Source organism: Mycobacterium simiae (assembly GCF_010727605.1).
GTDB lineage: Bacteria > Actinomycetota > Actinomycetes > Mycobacteriales > Mycobacteriaceae > Mycobacterium > Mycobacterium simiae.
This window is the reverse complement of the sequence record NZ_AP022568.1, coordinates 4,039,335-4,061,114: the sequence shown is the minus strand read 5'-3', so window position 1 is coordinate 4,061,114 and position 21,780 is coordinate 4,039,335. Positions and strand designations below refer to the sequence as shown.

The 21,780-nt window shown below is 66.6% G+C and carries 21 protein-coding genes; 13 read left to right on the top strand and 8 right to left on the bottom strand.

What is annotated here, in order from left to right; genetic code table 11:
* Nucleotides 1-22: 22 nt before the first annotated feature.
* The gene (locus G6N33_RS19080; protein ID WP_044507538.1) at nt 23-1,516 is read right to left on the bottom strand and encodes an aldehyde dehydrogenase family protein; all 1,494 of its coding nucleotides are present in this window, start codon (nt 1,514-1,516) and stop codon (nt 23-25) included.
* Nucleotides 1,517-1,686: 170 nt separating this feature from the next.
* Between G6N33_RS19080 and G6N33_RS19075 the strand changes: the two genes are divergently transcribed.
* From G6N33_RS19075 to G6N33_RS19050, 6 genes are read left to right on the top strand one after another with little or no spacing between them, the layout of a single operon-like run.
* On the top strand, nt 1,687-1,929 hold the full coding sequence (locus G6N33_RS19075; protein ID WP_101528259.1) for a hypothetical protein: 243 nt from the start codon (nt 1,687-1,689) through the stop codon (nt 1,927-1,929).
* Nucleotides 1,926-2,477 carry an FAS1-like dehydratase domain-containing protein gene (locus G6N33_RS19070; protein ID WP_044507540.1) on the top strand — a complete coding sequence of 184 codons (552 nt, stop codon included), beginning with the start codon at nt 1,926-1,928 and terminating at the stop codon, nt 2,475-2,477. Before G6N33_RS19075 ends, G6N33_RS19070 begins: the two co-directional genes overlap by 4 nt.
* Nucleotides 2,474-2,896, top strand: a complete 423-nt coding sequence (locus G6N33_RS19065; protein WP_044507541.1) for a Zn-ribbon domain-containing OB-fold protein — start codon at nt 2,474-2,476, stop codon at nt 2,894-2,896. The genes G6N33_RS19070 and G6N33_RS19065 overlap by 4 nt, the downstream gene beginning before the upstream one ends.
* Nucleotides 2,896-3,363, top strand: coding sequence for a MaoC family dehydratase (locus tag G6N33_RS19060; RefSeq protein WP_044507542.1), 468 nt, complete (start codon nt 2,896-2,898; stop codon nt 3,361-3,363). Before G6N33_RS19065 ends, G6N33_RS19060 begins: the two co-directional genes overlap by 1 nt.
* On the top strand, nt 3,360-4,526 hold the full coding sequence (locus G6N33_RS19055; RefSeq protein ID WP_044507543.1) for a lipid-transfer protein: 1,167 nt from the start codon (nt 3,360-3,362) through the stop codon (nt 4,524-4,526). Before G6N33_RS19060 ends, G6N33_RS19055 begins: the two co-directional genes overlap by 4 nt.
* A 26-nt stretch (nt 4,527-4,552) precedes the next feature.
* On the top strand, nt 4,553-5,164 hold the full coding sequence (locus G6N33_RS19050; protein WP_044507544.1) for a TetR/AcrR family transcriptional regulator: 612 nt from the start codon (nt 4,553-4,555) through the stop codon (nt 5,162-5,164).
* Between the two features lie 75 nt (nt 5,165-5,239).
* Here the strand turns inward: G6N33_RS19050 and G6N33_RS19045 are convergent, their stop codons facing one another.
* Nucleotides 5,240-6,208, bottom strand: coding sequence for a proline dehydrogenase family protein (locus G6N33_RS19045; protein ID WP_044507545.1), 969 nt, complete (start codon nt 6,206-6,208; stop codon nt 5,240-5,242).
* Nucleotides 6,208-7,839 carry an L-glutamate gamma-semialdehyde dehydrogenase gene (gene pruA, locus G6N33_RS19040; RefSeq protein WP_044507546.1) on the bottom strand — a complete coding sequence of 544 codons (1,632 nt, stop codon included), beginning with the start codon at nt 7,837-7,839 and terminating at the stop codon, nt 6,208-6,210. Before pruA ends, G6N33_RS19045 begins: the two co-directional genes overlap by 1 nt.
* 84 nt (nt 7,840-7,923) lie before the next feature.
* Between pruA and G6N33_RS19035 the strand changes: the two genes are divergently transcribed.
* The 6 genes from G6N33_RS19035 to G6N33_RS19010 all read left to right on the top strand — a co-directional run bounded on the left by G6N33_RS19035 (nt 7,924) and on the right by G6N33_RS19010 (nt 15,485).
* Nucleotides 7,924-9,528 carry a PucR family transcriptional regulator gene (locus G6N33_RS19035; RefSeq protein WP_163771591.1) on the top strand — a complete coding sequence of 535 codons (1,605 nt, stop codon included), beginning with the start codon at nt 7,924-7,926 and terminating at the stop codon, nt 9,526-9,528.
* Between the two features lie 245 nt (nt 9,529-9,773).
* The gene (gene stf0, locus G6N33_RS19030; protein WP_044507547.1) at nt 9,774-10,577 is read left to right on the top strand and encodes a trehalose 2-sulfotransferase; all 804 of its coding nucleotides are present in this window, start codon (nt 9,774-9,776) and stop codon (nt 10,575-10,577) included.
* Nucleotides 10,574-11,488 (top strand): sulfate adenylyltransferase subunit CysD, encoded by a 915-nt coding sequence (gene cysD, locus G6N33_RS19025; protein WP_044507548.1) that lies wholly within the window; start codon nt 10,574-10,576, stop codon nt 11,486-11,488. Before stf0 ends, cysD begins: the two co-directional genes overlap by 4 nt.
* Nucleotides 11,488-13,416: an adenylyl-sulfate kinase gene (gene cysC / locus G6N33_RS19020; protein ID WP_081662040.1), complete on the top strand. Its 1,929-nt coding sequence runs from the start codon at nt 11,488-11,490 to the stop codon at nt 13,414-13,416. The genes cysD and cysC overlap by 1 nt, the downstream gene beginning before the upstream one ends.
* Before the next feature lie 176 nt (nt 13,417-13,592).
* Nucleotides 13,593-14,723, top strand: a complete 1,131-nt coding sequence (locus G6N33_RS19015; RefSeq protein WP_044507550.1) for a YeiH family protein — start codon at nt 13,593-13,595, stop codon at nt 14,721-14,723.
* Nucleotides 14,724-14,798: 75 nt separating this feature from the next.
* On the top strand, nt 14,799-15,485 hold the full coding sequence (locus G6N33_RS19010; RefSeq protein WP_101528258.1) for a GAP family protein: 687 nt from the start codon (nt 14,799-14,801) through the stop codon (nt 15,483-15,485).
* Between the two features lie 2 nt (nt 15,486-15,487).
* Here G6N33_RS19010 and G6N33_RS19005 read toward each other — a convergent pair whose 3' ends face one another.
* The 4 genes from G6N33_RS19005 to fdxA are packed head-to-tail and all read right to left on the bottom strand — an operon-like array spanning nt 15,488 to nt 20,755.
* A complete protein-coding gene (locus G6N33_RS19005; protein ID WP_101528257.1) occupies nt 15,488-16,774 on the bottom strand; it encodes an alpha/beta hydrolase in 1,287 nt (428 codons plus the stop codon).
* A 47-nt stretch (nt 16,775-16,821) separates the two neighbouring features.
* Nucleotides 16,822-19,227, bottom strand: a complete 2,406-nt coding sequence (locus G6N33_RS19000; RefSeq protein WP_408632736.1) for an amino acid permease — start codon at nt 19,225-19,227, stop codon at nt 16,822-16,824.
* Nucleotides 19,228-19,284: 57 nt separating this feature from the next.
* Nucleotides 19,285-20,385, bottom strand: a complete 1,101-nt coding sequence (gene dapC, locus G6N33_RS18995; protein ID WP_044507551.1) for a succinyldiaminopimelate transaminase — start codon at nt 20,383-20,385, stop codon at nt 19,285-19,287.
* Between the two features lie 43 nt (nt 20,386-20,428).
* Nucleotides 20,429-20,755, bottom strand: a complete 327-nt coding sequence (gene fdxA, locus G6N33_RS18990; protein WP_044507554.1) for a ferredoxin — start codon at nt 20,753-20,755, stop codon at nt 20,429-20,431.
* Between the two features lie 441 nt (nt 20,756-21,196).
* Between fdxA and G6N33_RS18985 the strand changes: the two genes are divergently transcribed.
* Nucleotides 21,197-21,529 carry a hemophore-related protein gene (locus G6N33_RS18985; protein WP_044512203.1) on the top strand — a complete coding sequence of 111 codons (333 nt, stop codon included), beginning with the start codon at nt 21,197-21,199 and terminating at the stop codon, nt 21,527-21,529.
* Nucleotides 21,530-21,532: 3 nt separating this feature from the next.
* Here the strand turns inward: G6N33_RS18985 and G6N33_RS18980 are convergent, their stop codons facing one another.
* Nucleotides 21,533-21,730, bottom strand: coding sequence for a hypothetical protein (locus G6N33_RS18980; RefSeq protein WP_044507561.1), 198 nt, complete (start codon nt 21,728-21,730; stop codon nt 21,533-21,535).
* Nucleotides 21,731-21,780: the final 50 nt, after the last annotated feature.

The following is a 21,780-nucleotide window of genomic DNA, read 5'->3' as shown; positions in this document are numbered from 1 at the left end:
TGTAGCACCCGCGCGGGTCTCGTCACGCGGGCATCCCGATGGCCTTCGGCTCCATGTACCCGATGGCCTTCGGCTCCATGTACTGGTGCAGTCCGCCGATGCCGCCGCCCTCGCGGCCGAACCCGCTGAGTTTGAAGCCGCCGAACGGCGCATTGCCGGGTCCGATGCCGTTGACCGCGATCTGGCCGGTCCGGATCCGCCGGGCCACACCCAGAGCGCGGTCCACATCGCCGCCCCACACCGCACCGGATAGGCCGTACTGGGAATTGTTCGCGATGGCCACCGCATCGTCGTCGTCGCGATAGCCCAACACGGTCAGCACCGGTCCGAACACTTCCTCCTGCGCGATCACCGAATCCGGTTGCACCGCAGTCAGAATCGTCGGCTCGAAGTAGTAGCCGACGTCCAGACCGGCGGGACGCCGGCCCCCGGTCGCCAGCGTCGCCCCGTCATCGAGCGCGCGGGACACGTGAGCTTCGACGCGATCGCGTTGCACGGCACTGATCAGCGGGCCCATCTGCACATCCGGATCGGTGGGGTCGCCGACTGTGACCTCGCGGGCCAGCGCCACCAGCCGGTCGACGACGTCGTCGTGCTTGGACGCCGGCAGCAGCAACCGGCTCTGCAGGATGCACGCCTGCCCGGCATGTAGCGAGCAGCAGTCGAAGAGCATCTTCTTCAGCATCTCGTCGGTGATCTCGGCGTCGTCGAGGATGATGCTGGCCGACTTGCCGCCGCACTCGAGCAGGATGCGCTTCATCGTGACGCCCGCGGCGGACATGACCTGGCAGCCGACCGCCGAACTGCCGGTGAAGCTCACCATATCGACGCGCGGATCGGTGGTGAGCAGCTTGGCCGCATCCACACCCGAGGGCGTGACCACGTTGACGACACCCGCTGGTATGTCGGTGTATTCGTCGATGATCCGCGCCAGGGCCAACCCCGCCAGCGGCGTCAGCGGTGAGGGTTTGAGCACCACGGTATTGCCCGCGGCCAGCGCGTTGTTCAGCTTCATCACGTTGAGGCAGTGCGGGAAGTTCCACGGCGTCAGGATCGACACCACCCCCAGCGGTTCGTGGCGCAGCAGCGTTGTGCCGACCCCAATTCCGGTGACGGGCTGATCGGTGAGCTGGGTGGTCAGCTGGGCCGCGTGCATGGACATGTAGGCGGCGCCGTCGATCTGCATGATGCGTTCGTTGGCGATGCAACCCCACTCCAGCTGGGAGAGCGCGAAGAACTCGTCGGCGTGCTGCAGCAGTGCCCCGCCGAGCGCAGTGAGGCAACCCGCGCGGTCCTGCAGGCTCATCGACGGCCACGGACCGGCATCGAAGGCGCGCCGCGCCGCCGCGATCGCCTCGCCGACTTGGTCGACGCTCGCGTCGGGTGCGGACGCGATCGCTCGCTCGGTGGCCGGGGAAATGTCGTCGTAGCGACCGCCTTGCGGCGCTACCCAGCTGCCGTCGATGTAGAGCTGGTAGGTGTCGACGAGAGTCCCGCGGGTTTGTAGCTCGGTCATCTGCTTCCTCACCCGACGTCGGTCACCTGCTCAATCAGTGTTCACCGCGCTCATGGTGGCGTCAATCACTGGTCTGGCTATATCCGCGGCGGTAAGGCGGTGATACGCAGTTATTGACACAGCAGCCGGCCCGGGAGTAAACACGACGTCGCAGGACACATGGCGGCAAAATGTCTGATCCGGACGGATGGTGGATCCTGTCGATCGCTAGGGAGGCGTTTGCCGTGCAGACTCATCCACCGCTGCGCGTTATTGCGCGCCATCGCGCCGGTGTGCTGCCAAAGTATGAAGACATTCCCTTCGGCGCCAACGAGATTCAGCGTGACACGATCGCCGCGGCCGGGCTGGGTATGGCACGCGACCTCAGTGCGCCACGCCGAGACGACGACAAGTCAGGAGGATCCAGCCAGTGACCGACCTGGATAGCGAGTTTCACGCCAAGCTGCGCGGGCTTGTCGGCCACCCCACCGGAGGCAGCGGGAAGCCCAGCATCGCACCGGATCCGGTCAACCAGCCGATGATCCGGCACTGGGCCTACGCGCTCAACGACATGAACCCGGTCTACCTGGACCCTGAGTTCGCCGAGGCGTCCCGCTTCGGGGGGATCGTGTCACCGCCGGTGATGTTGCAAACCTGGACCATGCCGTCGCCGAAGCTGGAGGGCATCAGGGAGCGCGGCGGCGCACCGATGGAAATCACCAACAACCCGACGGCGTTCCTCGACGAAGCCGGGTACAGCAGCACGGTGGCGACCAACTCGGAATTCGAGATTGAACGTTATCCGCGGCTAGGTGACGTGATCAGCTCGACGTCGGTGTTCGAGTCAGTCTCCGAGGAGAAGAAGACTGCACTGGGCGCTGGGTTCTTCCTGACCTGGCTTATTACCTACACCGATCAGCACGGTGAGGTGCTGGGGCGCCAGCGATTCCGGGTCCTGCGGTTCAAACCGGAAAACTCATGACCGCCCGCCTGGCACCCGCGATCACCCCGGACACCGAATTCTTCTGGAACGGGCTGCGCGAACACAAGCTGCTGATCCAGCGCTGCACGGGATGCCGGACGCTGCGCAACCCGGCGCGGCCGATGTGCCCGAGCTGTCGTTCGCTGGCGTGGGAGGCCGTCGAATCGTCCGGCCGCGGCACGGTTTACAGCTACGTGCTGCCGCATGAACCCAAGTTCCCGTTCTTCGAGTACCCCTACATCGTGGCGCTGGTGGAGCTGGCCGAAGGCGTGCGGCTGGTGTCCAACCTGTGCGAGACGGACCCGGCGGACGTCACCGTCGGGATGGCGGTCGAGGTCTTCTATCAAGAATTCGACAATGATCTGGTGCTGCACCAGTTCCGGCCGAGCAGCAGCGCCTACCTTGAAGAAGGAAACTGATGACGACAACCGCGAACCGCACTAGGACCCTGCCATGGGCGGAGATCAACGTCGGTGACGAGGTCACCGCACTCGAAATCCCAATCACCACAACGATGATCGTGGCCGGCGCGATCGCCTCACGCGACTTCATGCCGGTACATCACGACCGCGACTACGCCAACAAGCAGGGCTCGCCCAACCTGTTCATGAACATCCTGACCACCAACGGGTACTGCGTTCGGTTCCTCACCGACTGGGCCGGACCCGAGGCGATGGTCAAGAAGCTGTCGATTCGCCTCGGCGTGCCCTGCTTTCCCGACGATCCGCTGCGCTTCACGGGCAGCGTGACCGCCAAGAGCGAGGGCACTGGCGGCGAGAACTTCGTCGAAGTGACCTTCACGGGTTCCAACAGTCTGGGTGATCATGTCTCCGGCACCGCCATCCTCAGCCTGCTCGACGAGCCCTCTCCAGGCGGGCACGCATGAGTCGCCTTCCGGGCAGCTGCGCGATCGTCGGAATCGGGCAGACGGAGTTCTCCAAGGAATCCGGGCGCAGCGAACTGCAATTGGCGTGTGAGTCGGTCAGTGCCGCGCTCGACGACGCGGGCTTGTCACCGGCCGACGTGGACGGCATGGTCACCTTCACGATGGATTCCAGCGACGAGATCGACATCGCCCGCAATGTCGGCATCGGCGATTTGAGCTTCTTCTCCCGCGTGCATCACGGCGGCGGTGCGGCGGCCGGCACCGTGGTTCATGCGGCCATGGCCGTCGCGACCGGCGTCGCCGATGTGGTGGTGTGCTGGCGGGCGTTCAACGAACGTTCCGGGTTTCGGTTCGGCGGCAGCGGCCGCAGCATGACCGAGACGCCGCTGTTCATGGCGCACTACGCGCCGTTCGGATTGCTCACTCCCGCAGCGTGGGTCGCGATGCACGCGCAGCGGTACATGTCGACCTACGGCGTCGGTAACGAGGACTTCGGCCGCATCGCGGTCGTCGACCGCAAGCACGCCGCCACCAACCCCGATGCGTGGTTCTATCAGCGGCCGATCACCCTGGAGGACCACCAGAACTCGCGGTGGATCGTCGAACCCGTGCTGCGCCTGCTTGATTGCTGTCAGGAAAGCGACGGCGGGGTGGCGCTGGTGGTGACCAGCGCCGAGCGTGCCCGTGATCTGCGGCAGCCGCCGGCGGTCATCACCGCCGCCGCGCAGGGGGCCGCGGCCAACGGCGAGATGATGACGAGTTACTACCGCGACGACATCACCGGGCTCCCGGAAATGGGTGTGGTCGCCGATCGGCTTTGGCGCGACTCAGGTCTCAAGCCCCAGGACATCCAAACCGCGTTCATCTACGATCATTTCACGCCGTTCGTGTTCACCCAGCTCGAAGAGCTGGGGTTCTGCGGACGGGGCGAGGCCAAGGACTTCGCCACCGTCGAGCGGCTGTCGCTGGGTGGGGAGTTGCCGATCAATACCAACGGCGGCCTGCTCGGCGAGGCTTACATCCACGGCATGAACGGCATCACCGAGGGCGTGCGCCAGATCCGTGGCACGTCGTACAACCAGGTCGACGACGTCGAACACGTGTTGGTCACCTCGGGCACCGGCGTGCCGACCAGCGGGCTGATCCTCGCGCCCGCGGACTAGATGAGCCGGAGGGGAGCGTTGGTGCCATGACCGCCCAGCACGCCGCGCTGGCCGACACCCGCGAGCTCATCGTCGAATCGGCGTTCGCGTGTTTCGGCAGGCAGGGTTTGCAGAAGGCGACGATCGTCGACATCGCCAAGCGGGCCGGGGTGTCGCGCAGCACCATCTACGAGTACTTCCGCGACAAGGCCGCCATCGTCGAGGCCTGCGCCGAGCATGCCTCGCAGCGGTTCTATCGCGAGATGACCAAGGCGATGGACCGGGGCGGCAGCCTCGAGGAGAAGTTGTGTTCGGCGGCGGTGTTCGTAACCCAGGCACGCCGGGTCATCTCCTCGGAGAAGTACTTCGACGAAGACGCGATCAGCCTGCTGCTGACCAAGGACGCCGCGGTGTTGCTGGGCGAATGTGTGGACTTTCTGTCGCCGTATCTATCCGCGGCCAAGCTGACTGGGGAAGTCCGCAAGGATCTCGACGTCGAGGCGGCCGGCGAGTGGTTCGCCCGAATATTGTTCTCGTTGTTCAGCACACCGTCGTCGACCCTGGATATGGACGACCCCGACGTCGTCGCCGAGTTTGTCCGCGCGCATGCGGTGCGCGGCTTTGCCGCGTCGGGTGTGAATCCTCGGCGTCGAGTGTGAATCCCCGGCGGGGTCGCTCGGCGTGTCGGCGCCCTGCCGTAGCGTTGAAAGCCGCGGATTCACACGCGCCGTCGGTCAGTGGCCGCGTTGGGCGAGCGCCCGCAGAAAAAACGTGAGATTGGCCGGCCGTTCGGCGAGCCGACGCATGAAATACCCGTACCACTGCGTGCCGAACGGCACGTAGACCCGCATCTGGTTGTCCAGACCGGCCAACCGGCGCTGCTCGTCGTCGCGGATGCCGTGCAGCATCTGATACTCGAAATCTGCTGTGCCGCGGCCTGATTCGGATGCGATCGTAGGCACGGCGCCGATGATCACCGGGTCGTGGGAGGCCACCATCGGGTACCCCGACCCGGCCATCAGCTCGCGCAGGCAGGCAAGGTAGGACTCAGTGACCTGGTGGGCCCCACGATAGGCCACCGACGCCGGCTCGTCGTAGGCGCCCTTGCACAGCCGGATTCGGGCCCCCGACGCCGCGAATTCCCGGCAGTCGGCCAAGGTGCGCCGCAGGTAGGCCTGCAAAACCGTGCCTAGCCAAGGGAATTCGGTGCGCAGGTCACGAACGATGGACAGCGTCGAATCGGTCGTGGTGTGGTTCTCGGCGTCCACCGTCACCCAGATCCCGGTACGCCCGGCGGCCTCGCAGATCGTCCAGGCGTTCTCTCGCGCGATCTTGGCGCCGTCGCGTGACAGCGCCTGCCCGATGGCGGACAACTTCACCGAGACTTCCAGCGGATGCACCGCCCCGCCGGCGGGCTCAGCCGTGTCGGCCAGCCGGTCGATCAACTCCAGATACGTCCGCACCGCCGCCGTGGCGTCGTCGGCGCTCTCGACATCCTCGCCCAGATAGTCGATGCTGACATAGCGGCCCGACGCACGTAGCGCGGCAACACTTTCCATAGCGGAGTCGATCGTCTCCCCGGGCACGAAGCGGTGCACCACCTGCCTGGTCACCGACAGCCCCTCGGCGGCGCGGCGCAACCCGTCGCGCCGGCTCGCGGCAATGATTGCCGGCCGCAACGTGTGGGCGAAGACCCCCGCCATTAGTCGGACCCCATGTGCGGGTAGGTGTACTGGGTGGCCGGGACGAAGGTCTCCTTGATGGTCCGGGCCGACGTCCAGCGCAACATGTTCAGCACCGATCCGGCCTTGTCGTTGGTGCCCGAGCCGCGCGAGCCCCCGAACGGCTGGCGGCCGACGACCGCTCCGGTCGGCTTGTCGTTGACGTAGAAGTTACCGGCCGCGAACCGCAACCGTTCCTGGGCGGTCAGCACGGCCCGACGGTCGTCGGCGATCACCGCACCGGTCAGCGCGTAGGGCGACCCGGTGTCGATCACGTCGAGGATGCGTTCGTAGTGGTCGTCGGGATAGATGTGCACCGACAACAGCGGCCCGAAGTACTCGGTGCAGAACGCTTCGTCGGTCGGGTCGTCGGACAGCAGCACGGTCGGCCGCACGAAATAGCCGACGCTGTCGTCATACTCGCCGCCCACCGCGATGGTGACCCCGGCCGCGCCTTTGGCCCGCTCGATGGCGTTGACGTTCTTGGTGAAGGCGCGACGGTCGATCAGCGCGCCACCATAGTTGGTGAAATCGGTGACGTCGCCGTAGCTCAGCCCGGCCGCCGCGCCCAGGAAGTCGTCGCCCATGTGCTGCCACACCGAATGCGGAACGAACGCCCGGGATGCGGCCGAGCATTTCTGACCCTGATAGTCGAAGGCGCCGCGAATCAGGGCGGTACACAACACATCCGGGCGTGCCGAGGTGTGGGCGACCACGAAGTCTTTGCCACCCGTCTCGCCGACCAGGCGCGGATAGCTATGGTAGCGGCCGATATTGGTGCCCACCTGCTGCCACAGATGCTGGAAGGTGGCCGTTGACCCGGTGAAGTGGATGCCGGCCAGTCGCGGGTCGGCCAGCACCACCTCGGAGACCGCGAAGCCGTCGCCGGTGACCAGGTTGATCACGCCGGGCGGCAGTCCGGCGGCCTCGAGCAGCTGCATGGTCAGATACGCCGACAGCGTCTGGGTGATCGACGGCTTCCACACCACGGTGTTGCCCATCAGCGCGGGTGCCGTCGGCAGATTGCCGGCGATCGAGGTGAAGTTGAACGGCGTGATCGCGTAGACGAAGCCGTCCAGCGGGCGGTACTCGCTGCGGTTCCACTCCCCCGGCCCGCTGATCGGCTGCTGGGCCAGGATCTGGCGGGCGAAGGCGACGTTGAAACGCCAGAAGTCGACTTGTTCGCAGGGCGAGTCGATCTCGGCCTGGTAGGCCGACTTGGACTGGCCGAGCATCGTCGCGGCCGCGATCTTCTCCCGCCACGGGCCGGCCAGCAGGTCGGCGGCGCGCAGGAACACCGCCGCGCGCTCGTCGAACGGCAGCGCCGCCCAGTCGTGTTTGGCGGCCATCGCCGCCTCGACGGCCGCGGCCGCGTCGGCGTTCCCGGCGTTGGTCAGGGTGCCCAGCGTCGCGGCGTGCCGGTGCGGTTGGACGACGTCGATGCGCGCACCGTCGCCCATGCGGTGTTTACCGCCAATCACGTGCGGCAGGTCGATCGGATGGCCGGCTAGTGCGGCAAGCTCGGTGCGCAGCCGGGAACGTTCCGGCGAGTGGGGGGCGTAGTCATGGACCGGCTCGTTGGCCGGCAGGGGTACCTGGCTGATGGCGTCCATGTTGTTCAGGATCCTCGCGATGGGTATCCCAACTGTTGGCTTATCGGACAAACTGTCCACCGGCAGATAGTAAGATCGGACAACATGCGGGTGCCTGGGGTCGGACTCGGCCAATTGTTGCTGGCGCTCGATACGACGCTGGTCAGCCTGGTCCCGGACGGTTGGGCCCCACGCGGCCTGGATCTGCCGGTGCGCTCGGCGGCGCTGATCGATTCCGACGACGTCCGGCTCGGCTTGGCCGCCGCGGCAAGCTCGGCCGACGTCTTCTTCCTGCTGGGCGTCGGCGACGCCGAGGCGCTGCGGTGGATCGACAAGCAGGCGCAGGATCGGGTGCCCGTGGCGATCTTCGCCAAGAAGCCGGCCGAGGCGTTGGTGGCCAAGGCCGCCGCGGTCGGGACGGCGGTGGTCGCGGTGGAGCCGCAGGCCCGGTGGGAGCGGCTCTATCAGTTGGTCAATCACGTTTTGGAGCACCATGGCGACCGAACCGACCCGACGGAGGATTCCGGAACCGATCTGTTCGGCCTGGCGCAGTCGCTGGCCGACCGCATCCACGGCATGGTCAGCATCGAAAACGCTCAGTCGCATGTGCTTGCCTACTCGGCCTCCAACGACGAAGCTGACGAGCTGCGCCGGCTGTCCATCCTGGGCCGGGCCGGACCGGCTGAGCATCTAACGTGGATCAACCAGTGGGGCATCTTCGACGCGCTGCGGGCTGGTGGCGAGGTGGTACACATCGACGCGCGCCCCGAATTGGGGTTGCGCCCGCGCCTGGCGATCGGCATTCACCATCCCTCGACCGGCGCGCGCCGAATGCCGGAGTTCGTCGGCACCATCTGGGTGCAGCAGGGATCGCAGCCGTTGGCCGACGACGCCGAGGAGATCCTGCGTGGCGCGGCGGTCCTGGCCGCCCGCATCATGTCCCGGCTCGCCGCCCGGCCGTCGACACACGCGCGGCGCGTCCAACAACTCCTCGGCCTGACCGACGGCGACCCCGCCGACGTCGGCGCGATCACTCGCGAGCTGGGCCTGCCCGCCGACCGCGGCGCCACCCTGATCGGCTATGCCACCACCGACGCCCAACCCGGGCATACCCGGCTCGCCGATGTGATCGCATTGAGCGCCAGCGCTTTTCGTCCGGACGCACAGGTAGCCTCGCAGGCCTCGCGCACTTATGTCTTGCTGCCACAGACCTCGACAGCCCGGTCGGTGACGTCGTGGGTGCGCGGCACGATCGGCGCGCTGCGCACCGAACTCGGTGTCGAGCTGCGGGCGGTGATCGCGGTACCGGCCGACGGCCTGGCGGGTGTCGCGGCGGCGCGCGCCGAGGTCGATCGCGTGCTGGACAGCGCTGCGCGACATCCGGTTTCGATCGGCCGGGTAACCTCGCTGGCGGAGGCGCGAACCACCGTCTTGCTCGACGAAATAGTCACCCTGATCGGCTCGGACGAACGGTTGGTCGATCCGCGGCTCGGCGAGCTGCGGGCGCGTGATCCGGTGCTGGTCGAGACCCTACGGGCGTACCTGGACAGTTTCGGCGACGTCGGCCTGGCCGCCGCATGGTTGCAGGTGCATCCCAACACGGTTCGCTACCGGGTGCGCCGTATCGAGAAATTGTTGGCTGCCTCACTGGCCGATCCCGAAGTGCGACTGCTGTTCTCGCTGGGCTTACGGGTTCTCGACGACGACTAGCGGTGCCTGCCAAAAATCCTGTGCCGCGCCCGGGTTTGACCGGTGCGGCAAACGGGCACTCGGCGATGCGCAGTGTGAGGCCTGCGGGAGCAAATCCAGGATGAGGAGCGGTCAATGATTTCCAGGATAGGCGCTGACGTCTGCGCGGCTGTGTCGGGCCGCTGAACACAGCAAACCGACTTTGGAATCATCGTGAACGTAATTGCTCGTGTTGCACCGCATTTCCGGCCGGTTAGTCTGCGGTAGTGACTCACCGTCCGTCGTCGTATCTGGTGCTGGCTTCCCAGCGCAGCGGCAGCACATTGCTCGTCGAATCGCTGCGGGCGACCGGCGTCGCCGGCGAGCCGCAGGAGTTCTTCCAATACCTGCCCGGCACCAGCCAGGCCCCGCAGCCCCGCGAGTGGTTCGCCGGGGTCGAGGACGAGTCGATCCTGCAGCTGCTCGATCCCCTCGATGCGGGAAAGCCCGACCTGGCACCCGCCGAGATCTGGCGCGACTACATCCGCACCGTCGGCCGGACGCCCAACGGTGTCTGGGGTGGCAAATTGATGTGGAATCAGACGCCGCTGCTGTTGAATCGCGCGAGCGAACTGCCGAACCGGTCGGGCGAGGGACTGCTGGCCGCCATCCGCGACGTCGTCGGTGAGGAGCCGCTGTTCATCCACATCCACCGGCCCGACGTCGTCTCGCAGGCGGTGTCGTTCTGGCGTGCGGTGCAGACCCGGGTCTGGCGGGGCCGGCCCGATCCGGCCCGCGATGCGCGCGCCACCTACCACGCCGGTGCCATCGCGCACGTGGTCACGATGCTGCGCGAGCAGGAGAAGGGCTGGCAGAGCTGGTTCGCCGCGGAAGACGTCAAACCGATGGAAGTCCCGTATCCGGTGTTGTGGCGCAACCTCACCGAGGTGGTGGGCACCATTCTCGAGACGTTGGGCCTCGATCCACGGCTGGCCCCGCGGCCGGTGCTGGAACGTCAAGCCGACAAACGTTCCGACGAATGGGTGGACCGGTATCGGGCCGACGCCGAGAAAGAGGGATTACCGACATGACCGCCACCCAGACCCGCCGCGTCGACGAATTGCGGCTGCTGGAAGCAGAAGCGGTGCACATCATTCGCGAGGTGGTCGCCGAGCTGGAACGGCCCGTCCTGCTGTTTTCCGCGGGCAAGGACTCGATTGTGTTACTTCGCTTGGCGGAGAAAGCCTTTCGGCCGCTACCACTGCCGTTTCCGGTGCTGCACGTGGACACCGGCCACAACTTCGACGAGGTCATCGAGTTTCGCGACCGCAGAGTCACCGGCCAGGGTCACAAGCTGATCGTCGCCTCGGTGCAGGAGTCGATCGACAACGGCCGGGTGCCCGACCCCGGCCCCAACGCCTCGCGTAACCGGGCGCAGACCCGCACCCTGCTCGACGCGCTCGAGGCCGGCGGCTTCGACGCGGCGTTCGGTGGTGCGCGTCGCGACGAGGAACGGGCCCGCGCCAAGGAACGCATCCTGAGCTTCCGCGACGAGTTCGGCCAGTGGGATCCCCGTGCGCAGCGCCCGGAGCCCTGGTCGCTGTACAACGGCCGGATCAAGAAGGGTGAACAGGTCCGGGTGTTCCCGCTGAGCAACTGGACCGAACTGGACGTGTGGCGTTACATCGAGCTGGAAGACCTTGAAATACCGTCGATTTACTACGCGCACGAGCGTGAGGTGTTCGAACGCGACGGAATCCTGCTGGCCGTCTCGCAATACGCCGGCCCGCAGGACGGTGAAACCGCGGCGACGCAGTGGGTGCGCTACCGCACCGTCGGCGACCTCACCATCACCGGGGCGGTGCGGTCCCGGGCGACCGACATTGAAGGCGTGATCCGCGAAATCTCGGCGGCCACGGTGTCCGAGCGCGGCGAGACGCGGGCGGACGACCGGACCTCGGCCGCGGCCATGGAAGACCGCAAGCGAGAGGGGTACTTCTGATGACCGGCACCGAGCAGGCGGCTTCGCATGCCGCCCCAAAGACGTTGCCGCCCAGGGGTTTGACCCGCCAGCTGCTGCGGATCGCAACGGCCGGCTCCGTCGACGACGGGAAAAGCACCCTGATCGGACGGTTGCTGCACGATACCGACAGCCTGCCGTTGGACCACCTGGAAGCGGTCACCGACGAGGAAGGCGTCGCCGACCTGGCGGCGTTGTCCGACGGGCTGCGCGCCGAACGTGAACAGGGCATCACCATCGACGTTGCCTACCGATTCTTCTCCACCCAAACCCGAAGCTACATCCTGGCCGATACCCCCGGTCACGAGCGCTACACCCGCAACATGTTCACCGGCGCCTCCAACGCGCACGTGGCCATCCTGCTGGTGGACGCCCGCGCCGGGGTGTTGCGGCAGACCCGCCGCCATGCCCGCATTGCAAAGCTGTTGGGCATCAAGCACTTTGTCGCCGCGGTCAACAAGATCGATCTGGTCGACTTCGACGAGTCGAAATTTGCCGAAGTACAACAGCAGGTGCAGACATTGGCGGCGCGGTTGGGTGAAATCGACATCACGGTGATTCCGCTCGCGGCCAAGCTGGGCGACAACGTCGTGCATCGCTCCGAGCGCACACCGTGGTACCGCGGACCCACGCTGCTGGACTACCTCGAAAGCGTCGAGCTAGCCGCCCCGCAGGCCGAGCCGGCACGGCTGCGGCTGCCCGTGCAATGGGTTTCGCGGCCCACCGCCGACACCCGCCGCCGCTACACCGGGCGGCTGGCCGCGGGCACGCTGTCCGTCGGCGATCCGGTGATCTCGCTGCCCTCGGGCACCCGCTCGACGGTGACAACGCTGGACACCCTCGACGACGAACGCACCACAGCTGTTGCGCCGCTGTCAGTTTCGATCGAGCTGGCCGACGACATCGACGTCGGCCGGGGCGATGTGCTGGTCAGCGGGGCCGACGACGCCGTCCTGCCGGTGCTGGCCCGCGAACTCGACGCAACCGTGTGCTGGTTCGTCGACGCCCCGCTGCGGGCCGGCGATCGGTTGGCGCTCAAACAGACCACCAACACCGTGCGGGCCACCGTGCAGGAGCTACACAGCCGGCTGGACCCCGAAACGCTCGAAGAGTTAGATCAGCCAGTTGACCTGGCGCTCAACGACATCGGCACCCTCACCCTGCGAACCAGCAGCGTCGTCATCGCCGACAGCTACACCGACAACCGCGACAGCGGCGCGTTCATTCTGATCGACGAGACGACCAACGACACCGTCGGCGCCGGAACCATCATCGAGGCCCGTGAGGTGAAGCCGGGCAGCCATGCCCGCACCGACATCCGCTGGCATCCGTCGGCGTTGGACCGTGCCCACCGCTGGCAGGCCACCGGGCAGCCGGGCGCCACGATCTGGTTCACTGGGCTGCCCGCATCGGGGAAGTCGACGGTCGCGGTGGCCGTCGAGCGTGCACTCGTCGAGTCCGGCCGGGTGGCCTATCTGCTTGACGGCGACAACTTGCGCCACGGCTTGTCTGACGATCTTGGCTTCTCCCCCGGTGACCGCACCGAAAACATCCGGCGCGTCGGTCATTTGACTCGCCTGCTGGCCGACGCTGGCGTGGTCGCGCTGGCATCGCTCGTCTCGCCGCTGAAGTCCGACCGCGAGATCGCCCGCGAGCTCAACGACGCCGCCAAGCTGCCCTTCATCGAGGTGCACGTGGCGACCTCGTTGGAAGAATGCGAACGGCGCGACCCGAAGGGCCTCTACGCGCGGGCCCGCAGCGGCGAATTGAAGGGACTCACCGGCGTCGACGCGCCCTACGAGCCGCCCGAGGACGCCGACCTGGTGATCGACACCACCGGTGCCGACCTCGACGACCTGGTCGCGCAGGTCATCGAGCTGCTCAATCAGCGCAGCCCGCGCCGCACCTAGATTCACCGCGATCCAATAACTTGGCCGCCGGCGCCGTGCGGGCAACCATGCGTGCGTGACTGATTGGCGCGAGCGGCTCGGCTCGGTGTCGGTGGACTGGTGGGCGACGCTGGTCGCCGGTGCGATCGCCGCGTTGGCGGTGGCCGACGCGCTGCCGAAGATTCCGTGGTGACGCCGTGAGTACCACCAAAGCCGAACCCGAAGAGGTCCTGGACGAACCGGCATTCACCAGCCGGCAACCGCTGGAATACCTGCCCGGCGTCGTGTTGCTGATCGCGGTCGGGCTGCTGGGCAAATACACCCAGATCTGGTGGAACACGCTGGCCAAGCATGAGCACTGGCGGGTGCCCGACATCGAATACGTGTTGTGGGCCATCGTGATTGGGCTCGTGATTGGGCTGCTCATCACCAACACCGTCGGACTGCACCGAATTTTCCGCCCGGGTGTGCAGACCTACGAGTTCTGGCTCAAGGTCGGCATCGTGGTCTTGGGCGCGCGATTCGTGCTGGGCGACATCGCCAAGCTCGGCGCCATCAGCCTGGTTCAGATTCTGGTGGACATGACGATCGCGGGCACCGTCATCATCGTCGTCGCGCGGGCCCTCGGGTTGTCCGGCAAACTGGGCTCGCTGTTGGCGATCGGCACCTCGATCTGTGGGGTTTCGGCGATCGTGGCCGCCAAGGGCGCCATCCGGGCCCGCAACTCCGACGTCAGCTACGCGATCGCGGCCATCCTGGCCTTGGGCGCCGTGTCGTTGTTCGTGTTGCCGCCGTTGGGACACGCGATCGGACTGACCGACCATGAATTCGGTTTGTGGGCGGGCCTGTCGGTGGACAACACCGCCGAGACAACCGCGACCGGTTATCTGTATTCCGATCAGGCCGGCAAGATCGCGGTCCTGGTCAAGTCGACCCGCAACGCGCTGATCGGGTTCGTGGTGCTGGCCTTCGCACTGTACTGGGCCGCCCGCGGGCAGGCCGACGAAATCGCGGCCGGCGCACCAGCCAAGGCCGCGTTCGTTTGGCAGCAGTTCCCCAAGTTCGTGCTCGGGTTTCTTGCGGTGTCTGCCATCGCCACCGCGGGCTGGCTCACCAAGGGGCAAACCGCCAATCTGGCGAACGTGTCGAAATGGGCCTTCCTGCTCACCTTCGCTGGCGTCGGTCTCAACACCGACTTCCGCCAAATCGCGCGCACCGGATGGCGCCCGCTCGTCGTTGCTGTCCTCGGCCTGACCGTGGTCGCGACCGTCTCCCTCGGCATTGTGTTGCTGACATCGCGTGTATTCCATTGGGGCGTAACCAGCTAGCTGCAAAGGGCTTCACAAGCTTCAGCGGGCCCGAGGCGCCCGCCGGCCGGCCGGGCGGTAACGTGGACGACCGGTATGTGGATCACCCTGCTGCTCATGGCCGTTGCCATGAGCGTCGAGCCATTCCGGATCGGCATGACGGTGTTGATGCTCAACCGCCCCCGGCCAGTGCTGCAGCTGTCCGCATTCCTGTGCGGCGGATTCGCGATGGGTATGACTGTGGGCTTGGCCGTGGTGTTCGGTCTGCAGCGCCGACTGCTCGATTCGTCGCACATCACCTTGCCCAAACTGCAGATCCTGATCGGTGCGATGGCCCTACTGGTCGCGGTCGTGCTGAGCGCGCAGGTCTGGTGGCGGGGCAAGGTCGGGGAGCGCCGGGAAGCCGACCGACTCGACCTGCGTGAGCAGCACGGCTTGGGCAAGTTTTCCCGACGGCTGCTGCATGGGCGGTCGCTGTGGGTGGCCGGTGCGGCCGGTCTAGGGATTGCGCTGCCGTCCGTCGATTACCTGGCTGCGCTGGCCGCCATCGTCGCCTCGGGTACCGCGGCCATGACGCGGCTCGGCGCGCTGGTGATGTTCCACGTAGTCGCGTTCGCGCTGGTGGAGATCCCGCTGCTGGCCTACCTGATGGCGCCCCGGCAGACCCGCGCCGGCATGGTTGCACTGCAGATCTGGATCCGCTCGCGCCGGCGCGTCGAGGTGGCCGGCGCGCTGGCCGCCGCTGGTTGTCTTCTGCTCTTTGTCGGAACGCGCAGCCTATGACGCTACGGTGTCACTGTCCCGGTCGCGGCGGCCATCGTCGACCTCGGGTGCAGCGGCCCGCGGCGCACATACATTTCGGCCAGGAACTGTTCGACCGCGACCGCGGCGTGCGCCGCGCGGGCGGATCCGAAGATATCGAACGCATGCTGCGCCCAAGGCAATTCGGCGTACACGACCGGCTGTTGGCTGACCTCGCGCAGCCGCCCCACAAAACTACGGGCCTGCTCGATCGGAACCAGCGTGTCATTGGTTCCGTGCAGCAGGAAAAACGGCGGGGCGTCCGGGCGGACGTAGGTGATCGGTGACGCGGCGCGGAACGGGTCGGCGATCTCGGTGCGACTGACCTTGAACACATTCTTGGCAACCATGGCCGCCATCAACGGGTGCACCGCGGAGCCGGTGGCGTTGAAGTCGTAGACGCCGTAGAACGGCACCGCGACGTCCACGCGGGTATCGGCGTCTTCGAACCCCGGTTGAAACTGCGGATCGTTGGGGGTCAGCGCGGCCAACGCGGTCAGGTGCCCGCCAGCCGAACCACCGGTGATCGCAAGCCACTCCGGATCACCGCCGTACTCCGCGATGTGCTCCTTCGTCCACGCGATCGCACGTTTGACGTCGACAATCTGGTCGGGCCAGGTGGACCGGGGGCTGAGCCGGTAGTTGATCGCGACGCAGATCCAGCCCAGTTCGGCCAGATGGCTCATCAGCGGATGTGCTTGGCCGCGTTTGTTTCCGACCATCCAGGCGCCGCCGGGGACCTGGAGCAGCACCGGCGCCCGGCCATTGCGGTCGAGGTCGGGCCGACGCCAGATGTCCAGCTGGTTGCGCGAACCGCACTCCCCGTAACTGATATCGCCGTCGTGGGCGTAGTCCCGGTAGATGCGCAGCATCCGCGCCGCGCCGGGCTTCTTCGCCGTCGCGCCGCCCGGCGCCGGGCGCTTCCACAGATCACCCGATTCCCGCCGCCGGTCGGCGCCCAAGCCGGCGTCCAGCGCCGCCGTCAGCGGCTCGTTGGCCTGGTGCCCGAAATGCCGCAGACCCAGCAGGCCCAGCCACGACACCGCCGACAGCAGCCAGGTGAATTTCAGTGTCCGCGCGGGCAACCGGCGCGACAGCGCGGCCAGCGTGGTGAATTGGACGCCGAGCGACTGCATCGGTAACTCCGACGCCACGACGCCGTAGGCGAACGAGAAAGCCGAGCCGTATCCGCCCTTGCCCAACGGCCGATACCCGTTTGCGGTGAAGGCCAGACCCACTATGGACGCCAGCACGGCTCCCAGTCGCTTCACTGCTGTCCTCCCCACGAACGCCGGTACAACTGTCTTCACGTTAACGGTCAGCTTTTGCTGCCCTCTGCCGGGCCGGGCCTGCCGGCCCGGGCTGGGTCTTCGACGATGTGGTACATCGGGTCGACCATCGTCATCGGCCGGTTGCCGCTCTGCTTGGGCTTGCCGGTGATGCGCAACAGCTGACCGGGCTGGATGTCGGCCCCGCCGTGGCCGGACCGGAAGATCACTTCGATCTCACCGCTGTGGTCACCGACGAGAACCGTGCGCAGGGTGCGCCTGCCCTTGGTGGTGTCCTCCACTTCGTTGACGCGTCCTTCGAACGTCGCGCGGCGTCCCGGTATCAGGCCCGTCACGGTGAGTACCGACCGAGACGGGTCGGGGTGCTCGTAGGCATCGACCTCCTGGTCCTCGCCGCGCGTCACCCATTCACCGAGTCGTTCGAGCTCGCGGATGATGCGTTGTTCGAACCGTTCCGGGTAGGCCTCTTCGATGCGGGTTTGAACGTCGTAGGGAACGATCGTGGCCGCCGCATCGGGAATCATGCTGACCGCCCGGGCGATCTTGTCCGCGGTGCGGTCGTGCAGCAGCCGGCCCACCAACGGGTTGTAGGTACGCCGGGGTAGCAGCGCGGTCACGTTGGTGTCCCGATGCTCGTCGCGCGCTTTGGCGATGAACAGTTGCGCGGCCCGGATGATGCGCCGGTCCGGGCAGTCCACCACCCGCAGCCGGGTGTCGAGTTCGAAGTGGTCCCACCGCTTGCGGATCTGCGTGGCCAGTGCCGCGTCGACCATGAAGTGCACCGCGATCATCTCGTCGGCCCGCAATCCCTTGCCATACCGCAGCGCTTCGATCACGGCGAGATCGACCGAGTTGACGAACACGAAAACTTTGTGCCGCGCGTACTTCACCAGATCGGGGCGGTCGGTGCGGAACATCTCCAGAATCGCTGCCTCGGCCCGATATTCGCGGTTCAACCGGATCAGCAGAAATACCAGGATGGGAAAGACCACCACGACCAGCCAGGCACCCTCGGTGAACTTCGCGACCGCGAAGATGCCGACCACGATCGTGGACAGGATTCCCGCCGACAGATTGATGGCCAGCCGGCCTCGCCAGCCGGCCTCGCGATGTGTCAGATGGTGTTTGGTCATGCCGTAACCGGCCATGGAGAATCCGGTGAACACGCCGATCGCATAGAACGGGACCAGCGCGTTGACCGAGCCGCCGGTGGCCAGCAACAGAACTACCGACAAGGCGGTGAGCGTGATGATCCCGTTCGAAAACACCAGGCGGTGACCGCGTTTCATCAACTGCCGGGGCAGAAACCGGTCTTCGGCGACGAAGCTTGCCAGCGCCGGGAACCCGTTGAAACTGGTGTTCGCCCCGGTGAACAGGATGGCCGCCGTCGCCGTCTGCACCAGGATGTAAAAGATGTTGCCGACGGTCCCGCCGCCGAACACCGCGCGGGCTATCTGCGACAGCACCGAGGGATATTCGCTCCGGTACGGCGTGGCGTGGGTCTCATAAGCCAGGTAGGCGACCCCGGCCAGTAACAGTCCGAGGACCGTCGCCATCGTGGTCAGTACGCGACGAGCATTGCGGCCCTGTGGTTTCCGGAACACATCGACGGTATTGGAGATGGCTTCGACGCCGGTCAGGGATGACCCGCCGTTGGCGAACGAGCGCAGCAGCGTCAACACCGTCGCACCCATCACGAGACCGTCGGCCTTGTGCACGGGCACCGTTCCGGGCAGGTGCGCGGGATCGTAGACGGGCAGATCGCCCGCGAGCGCGCGCACGACGCCGACGATGATCGTCAGGCCGACCATGACGATGAAGAAGTAGGTGGCCAGCGCGAACGGCAGTCCCGCTTCCTTCAGCCCGCGCAGATTCAAAAAGCAGATGATCAGCACCACCCCGACCGTGATCTGCAGACTGTGCGGCCCCAGCGACGGGATCGCCGACACCACCGCCACCGTGCCGGCCGCCGACTGCACAGCGACCGTGACCACGTAGTCGATCAACAGCGCTGCGGCCGCGACCTGGGCCACGCGCGGTCCGAAATTCTCCCGGGCCACGATGTAGGACCCGCCGGCCCGGGTGTAGGTCATCACAACCTGCCGGTACGACGCGGCGACCAGCACCAGGATCAGCAGGATGACGCCGGTGATCGGCAACAGCAGCGCAAACGCGGCCAGGCCCGCCGCGGGCAGTAGTTCGATCAGGATCTGCTCGGGACCGTACGCCGTCGACGAGATGGCGTCGGGTGAAAGGGCGCCCAGCGCAACGGGATTCGACAGCCGTTCGGCCCGCAAGTTCTCGGTGATCAGCGGCTTGCCCAGGAAGACCCGCTTGGCTACGTCCTCGATGGACAGTGGAAGGCGCAGCTTGCTGGCCGAAGTTGTCACGACATCGTTCCTCACCCCGAGCGGTTGGGTAATGCTGCGATGCATTCTGCCGCGTCGTCGGGATGCGGCGGATCGATGGGCGCATCGATGCCGATTTCTCGATCAGGATGCGGGCGAGGCGGTGAGCCGCTGCACTGCGGCGTCGATCCGTTCGTCGGTGGCGGTCAACGCCACCCGGACGTGGTGCCCGCCGCGCGGGCCGTAGAACTCACCCGGTGCCACCAGGATGCCTCGGTCCGCCAACCACCCGACGGTGTCGCGGGACGGCTCGCCGCGGGTGGCCCACAGGTACAGCCCCGCCTCGGAATCGTCGATCGTGAAACCCGCGGCGCACAGCGCCGGGGCCAGCGCCGCCCGCCGCCGGGCGTAGCATTCGCGCTGCACCTTTTCGTGATCGTCATCGTCCAGCGCGGCGACCATGGCGGCCTGCACCGGTGTCGGCACGATCATGCCGGCGTGTTTGCGCACAGCCAGCAGTTCGGCGATCAGGTCGGCGTCGCCGCAGACGAAGCCGGCCCGATATCCCGCCAGCGATGAGCTTTTCGACAGCGAATGGATGGCGAGCAATCCGGTGTGGTCGCCGTCGCAGACCTCGGGATGCAACACCGACAACGGCTCGGCATCCCACCCCAGCCCCAGGTAGCACTCGTCGGACGCCACCACCACGCCACGTTCGCGTGCCCATCCGACCACCTTGCGCAGGTGATCGACGCCCAACACCCGTCCGGTTGGGTTGCTCGGCGAGTTCAGGTACACCAATGCCGGGGACCGGGGCCCCAGCTGTGTCAGCGAGTCGGCGCGAACCACCTGCGCCCGCGCGAGCCGGGCCCCGACGTCGTAGGTGGGATACGCCAACTCGGGAACGGCGACCAGGTCGGCGGGCCCGAGACCCAGCAGCGTCGGGAGCCAAGCGATCAGTTCCTTGGAACCGATCACCGGCAACACGGCGGACTCGGCCACCCCGGTGATGCCGAAGCGTCGACGCAGGGCCGCAACCGCCGATGCACGCAGCTCGGATGTGCCGGCGGTGGCGGGATAGCCGGGGGCGAAGGCGGCGGCGGCCAGCGCCTCCTGGATTACCGGCGCAACAGGGTCAACCGGAGTGCCGATGGACAGATCGACGACGCCATCGGAATGCCTTGCGGCCGCGGCTTTGGCCTCAGCCAAGGTGTCCCAGGGAAACTCCGGCAGGAAAGCCGACACGGCAGTCCGGCCCCCCGCGGGCTCCTGCTGCACTGGTTCCCCCTCAGTCTCCTTCGCCCTGCGGCGGCAGATCCTTGACCGCTTGAGGATCATTCTCGGTCATCCCGACCTTGGCCGCACCCCCCGGCGAGCCGAGCTCGGCGAAAAAGTCGGCGTTGATCTGGGTGTACTGGCTCCACTGGTCGGGCACGTCGTCTTCGTAGTAGATCGCCTCGACGGGGCACACGGGCTCGCAGGCGCCGCAGTCCACACATTCGTCCGGATGGATGTACAGCATCCGCGCGCCCTCATAAATGCAGTCAACCGGGCATTCTTCGATACACGCCTTGTCCTTGATGTCGACGCAGGGTTCGGCGATCGTGTACGTCACGGACGTCTCCTCAACGTTGTGTCGATGTACTGCTCATGTGGGCTGCTGATTGCCTCGCCGCGGCGCCTTGGGCGGCCATAAGCAAAGCTTTCGGTTACTGATACTAGACGTTGCACATACACGTCAACTACCGGGCACGCCCGGACTCGGCGGACTTTCGGTACGGGCAGTCTCGCAGCCATGTCCGTCCTCGTACCCGGTATCCGAACCCGCCACGCGACCGCCCGGCGACGTTCCCGCCGGCGAGTGCGCCCGTGTGACGAACATCACCCTGCCGTTTGTTCGCCGGCGGTCACATTTTGCGCCGGATTTCCGAATAACGGTGAAAGCAAAGAACGCCCGCGGCGGCTGGTAATCTCGTCCCAGACGGCAGCCGGTAGTGCAGATCACGTAGCCGTCGTTGGCGTTGCAATAACTTTCCGGGGAAGGTGTCCAAGCATGATGACGCTGTCGTTGAGCAAACTGGCAGCCGCGGTCGGCGGCGCGGCGGTGGCGTTGAGCGCCGCGGCGGGGGTTGCCTCGGCAGACCCCCTGGATCCGATCATCAACACGACCTGCAACTACGGGCAGGTGATCGCCGCACTCAACGCGAATGACCCGGCAACTGCGCAGCAGTTGAACGAGTCGCCGTTCGCGCAGAACTACATTCGCCAGTTCCTGGCCGCACCGCCGCCCAAGCGCCAGCAGATGGCTGCCCAGATTCAGGGCATGCCGGCGGCCGCGAAGTACTTCAACACGATCCAGCAAGTCGCGGTCGTCTGTAACAACTACTGAGTCTCAGTAACCACTAAGCAGTAGCCGCAGCCGGCCCAGGGCTTCCGGGTCGGCGCGGCTGCAGATCCGCGACGGATTCGCCGGTCCGACCGGTGCGTCCATCCGAATGCTGCTGCGGTCGGCGCGCGCGTCGATGACGACGTCGTCGGTGTCCGCAGACATGGCGTCGGCCGCGGCGACAAGCTCGGTCAGCGTGGCCATCCGCACCGGTCGCCGTCGATGGTGCGGCCGCTGACTGCGTTCACGGCCGT